This window comes from Chryseobacterium sp. Leaf404 (assembly GCF_001424145.1).
In the GTDB taxonomy this organism is placed as follows: domain Bacteria; phylum Bacteroidota; class Bacteroidia; order Flavobacteriales; family Weeksellaceae; genus Chryseobacterium.
In genome coordinates this window covers 104,332-118,645 of sequence record NZ_LMQM01000016.1, presented here as the reverse complement: position 1 = coordinate 118,645, position 14,314 = coordinate 104,332, and the positions used below count along the sequence as shown (strand labels likewise).

General features: G+C 37.8%; 9 protein-coding genes and 6 tRNA genes. 11 read left to right on the top strand and 4 right to left on the bottom strand.

The genetic code is table 11. From position 1 onward, the window contains the following. Positions 1 to 27 precede the first annotated feature (27 nt). The 11 genes from ASG31_RS17515 (at position 28) to ASG31_RS17465 (ending at position 9,186) form a co-directional block, all read left to right on the top strand. Positions 28 to 100, top strand: a tRNA-Gly gene (locus ASG31_RS17515). A 91-nt stretch (positions 101 to 191) separates the two neighbouring features. Next, positions 192 to 265, top strand: a tRNA-Thr gene (locus tag ASG31_RS17510). Positions 266 to 327: 62 nt separating this feature from the next. Continuing rightward, positions 328 to 408, top strand: a tRNA-Tyr gene (locus ASG31_RS17505). 88 nt (positions 409 to 496) lie between these two features. Beyond that, positions 497 to 569, top strand: a tRNA-Gly gene (locus ASG31_RS17500). Between the two features lie 27 nt (positions 570 to 596). Beyond that, positions 597 to 669 (top strand) — tRNA-Gly (locus ASG31_RS17495). A gap of 40 nt (positions 670 to 709) precedes the next feature. Continuing rightward, a tRNA-Thr gene (locus ASG31_RS17490) sits at positions 710 to 781 on the top strand. Between the two features lie 414 nt (positions 782 to 1,195). Then, a complete protein-coding gene (locus ASG31_RS17485) occupies positions 1,196 to 1,876 on the top strand; it encodes a response regulator transcription factor (RefSeq protein ID WP_056035878.1) in 681 nt (226 codons plus the stop codon). A gap of 1 nt (position 1,877) precedes the next feature. Beyond that, on the top strand, positions 1,878 to 3,242 hold the full coding sequence (locus tag ASG31_RS17480) for an ATP-binding protein (RefSeq protein WP_056035875.1): 1,365 nt from the start codon (positions 1,878 to 1,880) through the stop codon (positions 3,240 to 3,242). 474 nt (positions 3,243 to 3,716) lie between these two features. Beyond that, on the top strand, positions 3,717 to 4,958 hold the full coding sequence (locus ASG31_RS17475; RefSeq protein WP_082504624.1) for a TolC family protein: 1,242 nt from the start codon (positions 3,717 to 3,719) through the stop codon (positions 4,956 to 4,958). A gap of 1 nt (position 4,959) precedes the next feature. Beyond that, positions 4,960 to 6,042 carry an efflux RND transporter periplasmic adaptor subunit gene (locus ASG31_RS17470; protein WP_056035895.1) on the top strand — a complete coding sequence of 361 codons (1,083 nt, stop codon included), beginning with the start codon at positions 4,960 to 4,962 and terminating at the stop codon, positions 6,040 to 6,042. 42 nt (positions 6,043 to 6,084) lie between these two features. Further along, the gene (locus ASG31_RS17465; RefSeq protein WP_056035873.1) at positions 6,085 to 9,186 is read left to right on the top strand and encodes an efflux RND transporter permease subunit; all 3,102 of its coding nucleotides are present in this window, start codon (positions 6,085 to 6,087) and stop codon (positions 9,184 to 9,186) included. A 225-nt stretch (positions 9,187 to 9,411) separates the two neighbouring features. On the opposite strand, the gene ASG31_RS17460 is transcribed toward ASG31_RS17465, so the two are convergent. The 4 genes from ASG31_RS17460 to hutI all read right to left on the bottom strand — a co-directional run bounded on the left by ASG31_RS17460 (position 9,412) and on the right by hutI (position 14,217). Further along, a complete protein-coding gene (locus ASG31_RS17460; protein ID WP_056035870.1) occupies positions 9,412 to 10,704 on the bottom strand; it encodes an aldehyde dehydrogenase family protein in 1,293 nt (430 codons plus the stop codon). Between the two features lie 258 nt (positions 10,705 to 10,962). Beyond that, positions 10,963 to 11,877, bottom strand: a complete 915-nt coding sequence (hutG, locus tag ASG31_RS17455; protein ID WP_056035865.1) for a formimidoylglutamase — start codon at positions 11,875 to 11,877, stop codon at positions 10,963 to 10,965. A 5-nt stretch (positions 11,878 to 11,882) separates the two neighbouring features. Then, the gene (locus ASG31_RS17450; RefSeq protein WP_056035862.1) at positions 11,883 to 12,989 is read right to left on the bottom strand and encodes a DUF695 domain-containing protein; all 1,107 of its coding nucleotides are present in this window, start codon (positions 12,987 to 12,989) and stop codon (positions 11,883 to 11,885) included. A 1-nt stretch (position 12,990) separates the two neighbouring features. Beyond that, positions 12,991 to 14,217, bottom strand: a complete 1,227-nt coding sequence (gene hutI / locus ASG31_RS17445; protein ID WP_056035859.1) for an imidazolonepropionase — start codon at positions 14,215 to 14,217, stop codon at positions 12,991 to 12,993. Between the last annotated feature and the right edge of the window lie 97 nt (positions 14,218 to 14,314).

Genomic DNA, 14,314 nt, shown 5'->3' with positions numbered 1-14,314 from the left:
GTTACCAATAATTTTGGAAACAAAATTGCGGAAGTAGCTCAGTTGGTAGAGCGTCAGCCTTCCAAGCTGAATGTCGCGAGTTCGACCCTCGTCTTCCGCTCAACATCACCTCCAGGGGTTGATTTTTTTACTGCTGGATTTGTTGCAGAGTAGATTTTCTCTCAGCGTTCGGTTTAGAATAAATATTAAATGCTTCCATAGCTCAGTTGGCTAGAGCAGCTGATTTGTAATCAGCAGGTCGTGGGTTCGAGTCCCTCTGGAAGCTCATTTTAATATAAACTCGGGGAGATTATTTACAATCACCTTGGCTCATTTTAATATAAACTCGGGGAGATTCCAGAGTGGCTAAATGGGACTGACTGTAACTCAGTTGCTTCGGCTTCGTAGGTTCGAATCCTGCTCTCCCCACGGTTTATATTCAAATAAAAAACTTGCAGACAGAAGTTTTAAAGCCTAAGTTTGTATAGCGTTTACCAATAATTTTGGAAACAAAATTGCGGAAGTAGCTCAGTTGGTAGAGCGTCAGCCTTCCAAGCTGAATGTCGCGAGTTCGACCCTCGTCTTCCGCTNTTACCAATAATTTTGGAAACAAAATTGCGGAAGTAGCTCAGTTGGTAGAGCGTCAGCCTTCCAAGCTGAATGTCGCGAGTTCGACCCTCGTCTTCCGCTCAACATTTAATCACGCTTTTGGTGTGATTTTTTGTTTAAGGCCGACTTAGCTCAGCGGTAGAGTGCTTCCTTGGTAAGGAAGAGGTCACGGGTTCAAGTCCCGTAGTTGGCTCACAGCAAATCCCGATTTCTTCGGGATTTTTTTGTTTCCTGAAGTTGTGTACCTGTTTTTTTCTGATAGTGCTCAGACATTTTATTTATTTTTGATTTGAATCTACATCCATTTTAAAAAAGTTTCGTGAATTTATTTTAGCAGTAACAGACTTCTCTGGCTTGTTTGTCATTCCGCAGGAATCTCAGCATGATAAAATAATCGGTTTAGATTCCTACGGAAATCGAAGATCCGACGTAGTCAATGACAAAACTACTGTGAAATCAGCATTAAGATATAAATGGATTTTCATTAAAATCTGTAGTGGGAAAAAAACTTAATCATAATTAAAATTTAATTAAACCTTCCTCTCAAATCCCATTTTCAATCCCTATCAAAATTATTTTTTCTAATTTCGTATAAAATTAGTTCCTGATGAATATCCTTTTACTGGAAGACGACCTTATCCTCTCTGCAGAGTTGTGCAAATTTTTAGAATCCAATCAAATTACCTGCAGTAAAGTTTTCGACGGCGAAACGTTTTTAAGGGAGATTAAAAACAGTTCTTACGATTTGTATCTTTTAGATATTAACGTTCCGAAAATGAACGGACTTGATGTATGTCAGACTTTAAGAACTTTCGATAAGACCACACCTATTATTATTTTGTCGGCTTACGGCGATCTTTCTGATAAAAAAGATGCTTTCAACAGGCTTGCCGATGATTATCTGGTAAAACCTTTTCAGTTTGAAGAACTTCTGCTTAGAATAAACTCTCTTCTCAGAAGAAAAACGCAAACCGAAGACATAGAGCAGGACATCATCAGAGTGGACGACCTCATCATCAATAAAACCGAACAGAAAGTGTTCAGATCAGGAAACGAAATTGCCCTTACTTTAAAAGAATTTCAGCTTTTGGTTTATCTTGCCGAAGCGCAGGGCAGAACGGTTTCTAAACAACAGATTACAGAGCACGTCTGGGAACATAATTTTAATACCAACACCAATACCGTCGAGGTTTACATCAACTTCTTAAGAAAAAAACTGGATAAAGACTTTCCAGTGAAACTGATTCATACAAGATCCGGTTTCGGGTATTATTTAAGTCCATTATAAAATGTCTTTAAAACGGAAAATCGCTTTAACGTTAAGCATAACCTTTTCGATTCTACTGGGGATCGTGATGGTGATTATTTATATCCTTTTTAATGATTTCCGGAGAGGAGAATTTAAAGAAAGATTTGTTCAGAGGCTTGAATTTACTTCTCATTTTATCTTAAAGTCTAAAGATTTTGAAGAGGAAGCTCCCGTTTTTTTTAATGAAAATTCAGATAATGTACTGCTCAATGAGAAGATTCTCATTTTCAATGCTCAGAAACAGCTGATTTATTCTACCCTTAAAGATCAAAAGGTAACCTGGGATCCCAAACTTTTAGCAGAACTTGATGAAAAGAAATCTGTATACACCGATAAAACAGTTCCCGAAATCTATGCCGCAAAGAGGCTTATTAACGGCGAAAACTACTATATTCTTACAAGTGCTAAAGACAGTACCGGTATGTCTAAGATGGCCTATCTCAAATACCTTTTAATAACGGCTTACATTACAAGTACCCTGCTCATCGGGTTTTTCAGCTATTATTTTATGGGGAAATTTCTTCATCCGCTTGAGCAGCTCAATCAGGAAGTATCAGAGATTACGGCTCATAAACTGAATACACAGCTTCCGGTGAAAGATGCTAAAGACGAAATCAGCATTCTTGCGCAATCTTTCAATACTATGATCATCAGATTAAACGATGTTTTTCAGTCTCAAAAAGATTTTACGTCAAGTGCCTCTCACGAAATCCGTACCCCGATTACCAGAATTGCTTTCCAGATAGAAAATCTGATCAAACTTGAAGAGCACTCTCCCACTACCCTCTTGGGACTTCAGCAGATGTTGAGAGATGTTTACCTGCTTTCAGATCTTACCAATTCACTTCTATTGCTTACAAAATTTGATAAAGAGAATATTCAGACGATTTATGAGGAAGTACGTGTGGATGAAGTTATTTTTGAATCTTTCGACCGCTTAAAAAAGAGTTTCCCCAAACTGAAAATGGATTTCAATATCTCTGCAAAATCTACTGAAGAGGCACTGTTGACCATCGGCGGCGTACAGTCTCTCCTGGTGATCGTATTTGTAAACCTCCTTAAAAATGCAGCAATTTATTCAGACAACGAAGAAGTGAATATTCTGCTCGATGAAGATAACAGTAATATCACCATAGACGTGATCTCATTTGGAAATACCATTCCCGAAAAAGAGCAGTCCCGTTTATTTGACGCTTTTACGAGGGGCAATAATTCACAAAACATCTCCGGTTCCGGCTTGGGTTTAAGAATTGTAAAAAGAATTCTGGAATACCACGGAGCCAACATTTTGTATTCCTCGCCTTCTGAAAAATTAAATAAATTCACCGTTATTTTTACTAAATAAGATATCCATTATCCATGGGGCTTTCGAAGTACCTGAAAATTTATGCATATGAACTGACAAACTCATCCGCATAAATTGATAAATTCACCCGCATGAATTACTAAACTGATGCCGGTGAATTTAAGGACGGATAAAAAATAAAATTGGAAAATTTAGGAGCATGTTTAAATTTCGTAAAAATTAGTTTCCCCGACCCTAAAGGGAGTTAATTTTGATGAAATTTTCCAGGCATTTTTCCACCCTTTAGGGTTGGGGGAAAAGAAAAATGACCTGAAAATTTATTTTTAATAATTTTTAAACCGGCTCTAAATATTAACCATTTGAATTAAATCAATTTTTGTTGAAACTTAAAAATCCAAACCCTGCAGAAATTTTATTTGTATTTAAACAAATTCACAATTTAATTTTTTTTTAAGCCACCTTTAAGTTCGTTTTAATCGTGTAGCTGCACTTTTGTCATTAAAATAATGATAAATGAACAAATTTGCAGGACTATTGCTTGTTGTCTCGTCTTTTGTGGCCGCACAGCAGCAAATGTCACTTCGGGATTGTGAGGAAGCCTTTCAGCGGAACAATCTTCAGCTTTTGGCTGAGCAGTATAATATCAATATGGCTGATGCCGATATTATCCAGTCAAAAATATGGGAACTTCCACAGTTGAGCGGATACATCAATGCCTACAATCCCGAAGATAAGAGAGCTTTTGATGCCGGAAGAGCCAAAGGTGCCGAAGTTACACAGCTGATCTACCTTGGCGGAAAAAAGAAAAACGAAATCGCTTTTGCAAAATCCAATAAAGAACTCGCACAGTTACAGTTTACCCAACTTTTAGCCAGCTTAAAAACGGAGCTTCACATGGCTTATTTCAATCTTTATTACCAAAAAGTGAAACTGGAAAGTATTACCAAACAGCTCGGGTATATGAATGAGCTTTTAAAGGCTTACAAAGTACAGTCGGCAAAAGGAAATGTTTCTCTGAAAGACGAAGTACGTCTTCAAAGCATCGTGGTACAGCTGAATTCAGATAAAACGGATATCAACAGAGAGATTCTTGAAGTTCAGCAAAATCTTCAGATTCTTACAGGGATTAAAGTTTCGATTGAACCACAGATGACCGATCAGGAAGTGAAAGAAATTTTAGAATCGCAGCCTTTTGGTGACCAAGAATCTTTGCAGGAAAAGGCTTTGCAGTTTAATGCCGATTATCAATATACCTTAAAACTGATTGACAACAGTAAATTGTATGCCCAGTGGCAGAAATCAATGAACGTTCCCGATCTTAATCTGGGTGCCCAGTACGACCAGGCAAGCGGAACTTTCAGAAATGAGGTCAACCTGATGGTGGGAATCCCGATCCCGCTCTGGAAAAGCAATAAAGGAAATGTAGAAAAAGCAAAATTTGCTATTCAGCAAAACGAAAAAAATGCTGAGTATCAAAAATTTTCTCTTGAAACGAAAGTGCAGGCAGCTTATAAAATCTGGAAAAACAATTTCGATCAGCTTTCAGAGATAAAAATTGCAGATCAAAATAATCTTGAAACAGTCTACAGCGGAATTCTTAAAAATTTCAGAAACGGAAACATCAGCCTGATCGAGTTTACAGACTTTATGGAAACCTACAGACAGACCGTACTTCAGGTGTATGACATGAAAAACGATCTGATTCAGTCTGCCGAAAACCTCAATTTACTTGTACAAACTAAAATCTTCTATTAAAATGAAAAAATTATTTATCCCCATATTTTCGATAATTCTTTTATGGTCATGTTCAAAATCTGAACAGCCAAAAAGTCCTGAGCCCAAAGGTTTTGAGCTAAGTAATACGATGCTTGAATCTATTTCTACAGCTAAAGTAGAAAGCAGAATTATTGAAGATTTTTACAGTTTCTACGGTAAAATATCCGCAGATAAAAACTCATACATCGACGTTTTCCCTTTGGTTGGCGGAAATGTGATGAGCGTAAATGTGGAATTAGGTGATTATGTAAGAAAAGGTCAGGTTTTAGCAACCATCAGAAGTACCGAACTGGCTGAAGTACAGCGTGAAGTGAGTGATGCCAAAACCGATATGGTGGTTGCACAGAATAATCTCCGTGTCGCCAAAGAAATGTACGATGGTAAACTGAATACAGAAAGAGAAGTTCTGGAAGCAAAAAGTCAGTTACAAAAAGCGCAGGATCAGCTTCAGAGAGCAAGCGCGGTGAGTACCGTTTACAATGTAAAAAACGGAAATATCTACAGTGTTTTAGCTCCGATCAACGGATACATTGTTCACAAAGACATCAACAAAGACATGCAGCTGAGAAGTGACAGAAGCGAAAATATTTTTGATGTTGCCAATACTACAAACGTCTGGGCAATCATGAATATCAATGAATCTGATATCGACAAAATCACTATTGGAATGCCAGCACAGGTTTCTACACTCTCCTATCCCGATAAAATTTTCAACGGAAAAATCGATAAAATCTTTAAAATCATAGATCCGGAAACCAATGCCATGCAGGCGAGAGTGGTTTTAGACAATGCCAACGGTCTGCTGATTCCGGATAGTAAAGCGACGATAAAAGTTTCTAAATCAGAAAATAAAACTGCCTTTTCAATTCCTTCAAAAGCTGTTATTTTTGATGACAACAGAAGTTATGTGGTGGTCTTTAAATCAAGAAATGATATTAAAATTAAAGAAATTCAGATTTTAAAACAAAACAGAGACATCACCTACATTTCTGAAGGTTTGAAAGAAGGTGAAAGCGTGATTACCAATAATCAGCTGCTCATTTACCGATCTTTAAATAACTAAATCTTTCAACTTAGCTTTTAGTTTAAACCTTTAAATTCTATCATGAATAAATTCATAAAAAATATAATCTCATTTTCACTTAAAAACAAAGCATTTACCTTTATCTGGGTCGCTGTTTTGGCAGTGGCGGGATTTATCAGTTTTAAAAATATGCCCATCGAGGCTTTTCCTGATGTTACCAACACCCAAATCGTCATCATCACGCAGTGGGATGGCCGAAGTGCTGAAGAAGTAGAGCGTTTTGTAACCACACCGATTGAGCTGGCGATGAGTCCTGTTCAGAAAAAAACAAGTGTGAGAAGTACTACAATGTTCGGTCTTTCGATTGTAAAAATTCTTTTTGACGATGGCGTTGATGATACTTTTGCCCGAAATATGGTCAACAATCAGCTTAGAAACATCAGCCTTCCCGAAGGTATCGATCCCGAAGTACAGCCACCTTATGGCCCGACCGGAGAGATTTTCAGATATACGCTGGAAAGTAAGAAAAAAGATTCCCGTGAATTGCTGACATTGCAGAACTGGGTCATCGACAGAGCACTTCGTGGCGTTCCGGGAGTGGCAGATATCAATGTATTCGGTGGTAAGGACAAGGTTTTTGAGCTGAGTATCGACCCGAGAGCTTTGGATAAATACAATCTGACACCGCTGCAGGTTTATGAAGCAGTTACGAAAAGTAACCTGAATGTAGGTGGCGATGTTATTGAAAAAAACGGACAGGCCTACGTGGTTCGTGGAATCGGTTTGGTGCAGTCGACGGATGATATCGCCAATATTACCATTCAAAATGATAACGGAAACCCGATTCTCGTAAAAAATGTTGCCGAAGTTCACGAAAGTTCGAGACCAAGAGTTGGACAGGCGGGATTGAATAAGCACGACGACACTGTTGAAGGAATTGTGGTGATGCGGAAAGGAGAAAATCCCCGTGAAGTTTTGGTAGGTGTAAAAGCTAAAATTGCAGAACTTAACGAAAAAATTCTTCCGAAAGATGTGAAAATGGTAACGTTCTACGACCGTGACCACCTGATGGATTTTACCACAGAAACCGTAATGCATAATTTGCTCGAAGGAATCATCCTTGTGACCGTGATTGTTTTAATATTCATGGCCGACTGGCGAACGACGCTTACCGTTTCCATCATTATTCCGCTTTCATTGCTGTTTGCTTTCCTTTGTTTAAAGCTTTGCGGGATGAGCGCCAATTTACTGTCACTCGGAGCAGTAGATTTCGGGATTATCATCGATGGAGCTGTGGTGATGGTGGAAGGAATTTTCGTAATGCTCGACCATAAAGCCAAAAAATACGGTCCGGAAAGATTCAACAAAATGGCAAAGGCGGGTTGGATCAAACAGACAGGAACAGGTTTGGGAAAAGCAATTTTCTTCTCAAAATTAATTATCATCACCTCTCTGATTCCCATTTTTGCGTTTCAGAAAGTAGAAGGCAAAATGTTTTCTCCATTAGCATTTACACTCGGTTTTGCGCTGATGGGAGCTTTGATTTTCACCCTTACTTTAGTTCCCGTACTGACGCATTTGCTTTTAAATAAAAATGTAAGAGAAAAGAACAATCCGTTTGTAAATTTCTGGGACAGAATTGTTTTAAGAGGTTTCAGATTTACATTTAAAAACAAGAAAATCAGTTTAATTGTTTCGATTTCAATTGTTGTCGTGACTTTATTTTCGGGGAAATTTTTAGGAACAGAATTTTTACCTCAGCTCAATGAAGGTTCCCTTTGGATTACCGCCGAAATGCCGATGAGTTCTTCGCTGAATGAATCTTTAAAAACCGCAGATATTCTGAAGAAAGACATTATGAGCGTTCCGGAGGTGACTGATGTTTTAGCCCAAACCGGACGTAGCAACGACGGAACCGACCCGAATGGATTTGGATTTGTACAGTTCGCTGTTAATCTGAAAGACAAAAGTGAATGGTCCCGAAAGATCACCTACGAACAGCTAACGGAAGAAATTGATAAAAAACTGAGCAAATATCAGGGAATTACCTTTAATTATTCACAGCCGATTTCTGATAACGTGGCAGAAGCTGTTGCCGGATTTAAAGCTGAAAACGGAATTAAAATTTACGGCGACAATCTTCAGACTTTGGACGAACTGGCAGATAAAGTTTTAAAATCAATCAAAGATGTTGACGGTGTTCGCGATGCCGGAATTATTAAAAATATCGGTCAGCCAGAGGTAAATGTAGTTTGGGACAGAAATAAAATGGCGGCATACGGCGTGATGCCCGAAGATGCACAAACCGTTCTGGAAATGGCTTTTGGAGGAAAAACAGCCTCCGAAATGTACGATGGTGAAAGAAAATTCCCGATTCGTCTGAGATATTCTCATGAGTACAGAAAAGATGAGGACGATATGGCTTCACTGATGATCCCTACACAGGACGGATCGATGATTCCTTTGAAAGAGGTGGCAACTATTGAAAAAAATAACGGGGCTGCATTTATTTACAGAGATGATATTAAACGTTATATCGGGATTAAATTCTCAATTCGTGACCGTGATTTGGGCGGAACAATTTCTGATGCTCAAAAAGAAGTCGCAAAAATTGATCTTCCTGAAGGATATAAAGTGGGCTGGACAGGCCAGTTTGAAAACCAGCAGCGGGCTACAAAAAGATTAACAGAAATAGTTCCTATCAGTATTTTAGGAATATTTTTCCTGCTTTTTATTCTTTTTGGAAATATGAAAGATTCATTCTTAGTCTTGGCCAACGTGCCATTTGCATTAATTGGAGGAATTATAGCACTTCATTTAACAGGAATGAATTTCGGGATTTCTGCCGGCGTCGGAATGATTGCCCTTTTGGGAATATGTATCCAAAACGGCGTAATCCTGATAACCGAATTCCATCAGAATGTGAAAAATGGTTTGCCTTTGGACGAAGCAGTGTTTAATGGTGTAAAATCCCGTACAAGACCTGTCATCATGACCGCTTTGATGGCATCCATCGGATTGTTGCCGGCAGCTTTATCCACAGGAATTGGCTCGGAATCTCAGAAACCTTTGGCCATCGTGATCATTGGAGGTTTAATTACGGCTACCGTTCTTACCTTACTTATTTTTCCAATTATATTCTGGATTTTTAACCGAAGTAAAAAATCACAGGAAATTATATAATTCATTTTTTAACCTAAAAAAATCTCCCGGAATTTTCGGGAGATTTTGATTTTAGGATTCAATTTTGAACCATTAATGACATTGAGTTGTTAAGTAATTTTTGATAGAGATTTGTATAGTTACCAAGATAAAATAATTAAGCGATGCGCTTAAATCAATCATTGATTTTTAACCAATCTCTTTCACTTACAAATCTTAATGGTTTAAATTTAAAAGCAAGAGATTTTATTTTCCTATAATTGTTTTAATATTTACAAATTCTTTCAAAGCATGTAAAGAAAGTTCGGTTCCGTAGCCTGATGTTTTTGTTCCGCCGAATGGAAAACGGGGATCTGAACTCGTCATTCTGTTGATGTTGACCGTTCCCGATTCTAATCCTTCGATGAAAAACTGCTGTCTCTTTTTGTCAGTTGTCCACACAGAATTAGACAAACCAAACGGAATATTATTAGCCATTTCCAGTGCTTCATCATCATTTTCAGCAATCATAATCATTCCTAAAGGACCAAATAATTCTTCCTGCAAAATCGGATTGCCTTCTTCCACTCTTATCAGCCCTGGATTAAATTCATTTTGAGAAATTCTTTCCAATGGAAGAATTGCTTCTGCACCATTATCCAATGCTTTTTGATATTGTTTTTCCAAATCATCCGCCAGATCGGGTCTTGCCATTCCACCTAATTTTGTTTCCTTCAATTTAGGATCGGCAGGTACATATTTTTTGTATTCTTCGATGAATTTTGGTAAAAAATCAAATTCAACAGCTCTCTGAATAATAAATCTTTTCGCAGCGACACAGGTTTGTCCGCAATTCTGAAGTCTTGCCAACGCCCCAACTTTTGCAGCTGCATCCAAATCGGCATCATCCAAAACTATAAAAGCATCGCTTCCACCTAATTCCAATAAAGATTTTTTGATATTTTTTCCGGCGATTGCGGCAATTTCTGCTCCTGCTTTTTCGCTTCCGGTAAGACTTACACCCTGAATGGTTTTATGTTCCAAAACTTCCTGAACTTCTTTGTGACCAATTTCAAGATTCTGGAAAACGCCTTCCGGAAAACCGGCGTCAATAAAAACTTTTTCAATTTCATTTCCGCTACCGAAACAGATTGAGGCATGTTTTAAAACCACAGTATTTCCAGCTAAAATAGCAGGTGTTGCAAATCTCAAAACCTGCCAGAAAGGAAAATTCCACGGCATCACACCGAGAATGACACCTTTGGGAACGTACTGAATTTCTGAAATACTGTATTCGGAATCAATTTTCTCCGGATTTAAAATGTTTTCTGCTTCCGCATAATAATTCATCATTAATGCACACTTTTCAACCTCTGCAACAGATTGAGAAATGGGCTTATTCATTTCACTAGTAATGATTTCGCCGAAAATATCAGATTTTGATTTAAAAATTTCTGCAGCTTTTGCAATGAGTTTCTGCTTTTCTTCAAACGGAACTTTTTTCCATTCCTGAAAAGCTTTGTCAGCTTTTAGAAGCTTGTTTTCTATTAAATTTTCCATGTTAGATTTCCATTTTTAAAGATTCGGTTCAGAATCTTCTGCTTTTGGATAAAGCATTTTTAAGGCAACAAATTTTGTTCCTTATAACTTTTATTATTACTGATAAATTCTATGAATTGTATTTATTAAGGTTAAAATAATTAAAACTTTCAATGAAAACTGTCTGACTGAATCCTATTAAAATCTCACGCAGATTGTGATAATTTAGCAGATTTTTCTATGACTGTCAATCTTCTCAATCAGCAATCGAAAGTATCATCAAATCATAAACCACTCATTAGCCAGACCCGCAGCCAATCTTGCCGTACGTTCCTGAATATCAAAATGCGGATTCACCTCTGCGATATCGAGCGCTACCAGCTTCTTATTTTTCAGAACGTGTCTGTAAATATTCATAAAAGCAGCATCAGCAAAGATACCGTTGTACGCAGCCGCGGAAACTCCGGGAGCAATTGAAGCATTGAAAACATCCATGCAAATTGTTACATACAAAACGTCTACAGAATCCATCAGTTCTTTAATTCTTTCGAGAACCGACGGAATATTTTCAAAAAATAATTCATCTGCAAGGATGTATTTCATTCCGAAATGATGAGCGGTATCGAAAAGTTTCAATGTATTTGAATTTCTCTGTATGCCGATATGAAGAGAATTGATTTCTCCTTCCTGTGCAATTTGCCAAAAACCGGTTCCTGAGCTTGCTCCCACTCCGTTTTCGGGTTGTCTGTTATCGAAATGGGCATCAAAATTAATAATTCCTACTTTCTGTTCCTGATAAGCCGTTTTTACACCGCGGTAATGGGCAAAAGTTACTTCATGACCGCCACCGATAACCAAAGATTTGCCGCCTTTCAATAACACTTTTGAAACACCTTTTGCCAGCTCGTTCTGTGTATTTTCGAGATTTCCGTCTTCACAGGTAATATTTCCAAAATCCAGCAGTGAAAAATCCGGACGGATCACCGGAAAATTAGACATGTTTTTTCGGATGACATCCGGCGCATCTTTCGCACCCTGTCTTCCTTTATTTCTGCGAACGCCCTCGTCAACGGCGAATCCGTGTAAAACGAAATCATTAGTTGAAACAGAATCGTAATTACATTCCTCTTTTACTCTCTGAAATATTCTATGATGCAATAATTCATCACCGTCATTCCTTCCCTGCCAAATCATTTTATTTAATTTTGATTTACATTATAGCGTTCAAAACTCTGCCAGTATTTATCCTTGTATATTTCGAGTGACATTTTGTATTCAGGATGGTTTTTTATGATGTTTTGCAAAACCTTTGACACTTTTCTGAAATCTTTGCTTGCAAAATAAATCTCTCTTATATTATTGGCACTTTCTCTCCCGATGTAAACGCTTCCACCTTCATCTTTAAGGCTTTGATAAGCACTTTCCTCGATACTGTCCAGCTTTTCATAATCGCTGCTTTCAGGAAGGCCGTTGTTCTCATTTCCGTTATATTCAATTTTCAGAGTAGAAATCCAAGGGTAGGATGCTTTGGACTCGTAGTTCAGTGCAGTGGTATTTACTGTGGCAATCAACGGTAATCCGTTATTAAGGACGGCTTCCAAAACCGAGTAAGCATCTTCGTCACCGATATCTTTGAGGTTTTTATATTTTTCAATAAATTCTCTCTCCCTCCACGATAAAAAATCTTTTAATTTGGAAACAGGCACAAGCTGAGCTTCAGCCTCATCTTTACCGATGACGTTAAACGTGTCGATTTGCGTTGCAAAATTGAGCTCGCCCAGAAAATTATCCAGAAAAATACAGACTCCGGTTACGCAGTCGTTTTTGTTTTCTTCAGTTAAGCCTTCATAAACAAAAGTTACATCAATCTCGTCGGGATATCCTTCGATTTTATTGGAATAGAAAAAAATATTATCCTGCGAAAAATCTCTTCCATCCATTTTAATTCCGTGGTCGAGATTCATTTCGGGTTTCAGTGCTGTGAATTTCCAGTGTTCCAGCTTTGGTGCTTCAGCGATAATTTCCTCTGCAAAAACAATATTTTTGATATCTCCATCTGCTGTAATTATTAATTCTGCAACTGCATCATCACTCATTCCGCACAGAAAATAATAACCTTCATTAAGCTGTTTCAGTTTAGGCGAAATTTCATCAAAAAAATCTTTCTCTATGTTTTTATGATTTTTAATGACTTCATAAAAATCCTTTTCTTTCGTTAAAAACCAATCCCAAAAATCTTTATAATTCCTGATTTCGACTTCCCCGTTTTTCTCTTTCTTTCCGAAAACTTTATTGAAAATCCCCATTTTATTTTATTTTTTCACCGTCAATGTAAACATTTTCTGCCTTCAGACTTCCCTGATTGTACAGTACATTCTGGAAATTATCTGTTTTAAAGGTAACCAAATCAGCTTTCATATCTTCTTTCAATATTCCTCTGTCTTCCAAACTCAATGCAAAAGCTGAGCGGAAAGTCATTCCTGCCAAGACCTCAGCTGTCGTCAGTTTTTCGAATGTTGCTAAGATGGAAGCCTGTGTAATCAGATTTCCCATCGGCGCTGAACCGGGATTCCAGTCGCTTGCAATGGCGACAATTGATCCGGCATCCAGTAATTTTCTTGCAGGAGTAAATTTTTCTCCTAAACCTAAACTTGCACCAGGTAAAGCTGTTGCAACTGTATCTGAGTTTGCCAAAAACTCAATATCCTCATCGATTGTGGCTTCCAAATGGTCTGCAGATTTTGCTCCAACTTCCACAGCGATTCTCGAACTTCCCGGCGTAAATTGGTCAGCATGAACGGTAATTTCAAAACCTAAATCTTTAGTTTTAAGTAAAAACTCTTTACTTTCTTCCGGCTGAAATGCTGATTTTTCGATAAAAATATCGACGCGGTCTGCCAGTTTTTCCTCCTTTATTTTTGGTAAAATTTCGGTTAAAATATAATTTAAATATTCTTCGTTTGTTCCCTCAAAATCTCTTGGTTTTAAATGAGCTGAAAGACAGGTTGGAACTAAAGTCGCTTTTGTCTGCTGCTGTGCTTTTTTAATGATCCGAAGCATTTTCAGTTCGTTTTCTACATCTAAACCGTAACCGCTTTTTACTTCAATCGTTGTAATTCCAAGAGAAATTAAAAAATCAATTCTCTCCAAAAGCGTTCTGAGTAATTCTTCTTCAGAGGCCTGTCTTGTATGTTGAACAGAACTCCAGATTCCGCCTCCACTTTCGGCAATTTCGAGATATGTTTTCCCGGCATTCCTCATGGCAAAATCATTGGCACGGTTTCCGCCGAAGCAGATGTGCGTGTGGGAATCAACAAAAGCGGGAAGCGCGATTTGTACGCCTTCGACAGTTTCAATTTCGATATTTAGATTTTCAGATTTTAACGTTTCAAAATTTCCTACCTGCCGGATCATATTGTTTTGAATTAAAATTCCGCCATCCACAATAATTTCGAGCTGTTCGTCTGAAATTTTTCCTCTTAAAGGGAGATTGGCAAGTGTAACGACCTGCCTGAAAGGGCCAATTAGTTTCATTAAAAATTAGGTTAAGGTTGAGATTAAGGCTGAAAAGCGCAACTCATCAATTTTCATTTCAAAAATACTTAAAATATATCAATTGGTTTAATGTAAA

What these genes read in the sequence shown, in the direction of transcription:
- ASG31_RS17485 (WP_056035878.1), top strand. Translation starts at nt 1,196, where the DNA reads ATGAATATCCTTTTACTGGAAGACGACCTTATCCTCTCTGCAGAGTTG.
- ASG31_RS17480 (WP_056035875.1), top strand. Translation starts at nt 1,878, where the DNA reads ATGTCTTTAAAACGGAAAATCGCTTTAACGTTAAGCATAACCTTTTCG.
- ASG31_RS17475 (WP_082504624.1), top strand. Translation starts at nt 3,717, where the DNA reads ATGAACAAATTTGCAGGACTATTGCTTGTTGTCTCGTCTTTTGTGGCC.
- ASG31_RS17470 (WP_056035895.1), top strand. Translation starts at nt 4,960, where the DNA reads ATGAAAAAATTATTTATCCCCATATTTTCGATAATTCTTTTATGGTCA.
- ASG31_RS17465 (WP_056035873.1), top strand. Translation starts at nt 6,085, where the DNA reads ATGAATAAATTCATAAAAAATATAATCTCATTTTCACTTAAAAACAAA.
- ASG31_RS17460 (WP_056035870.1), bottom strand. Translation starts at nt 10,704, where the DNA reads ATGGAAAATTTAATAGAAAACAAGCTTCTAAAAGCTGACAAAGCTTTT.
- hutG (WP_056035865.1), bottom strand. Translation starts at nt 11,877, where the DNA reads ATGATTTGGCAGGGAAGGAATGACGGTGATGAATTATTGCATCATAGA.
- ASG31_RS17450 (WP_056035862.1), bottom strand. Translation starts at nt 12,989, where the DNA reads ATGGGGATTTTCAATAAAGTTTTCGGAAAGAAAGAGAAAAACGGGGAA.
- hutI (WP_056035859.1), bottom strand. Translation starts at nt 14,217, where the DNA reads ATGAAACTAATTGGCCCTTTCAGGCAGGTCGTTACACTTGCCAATCTC.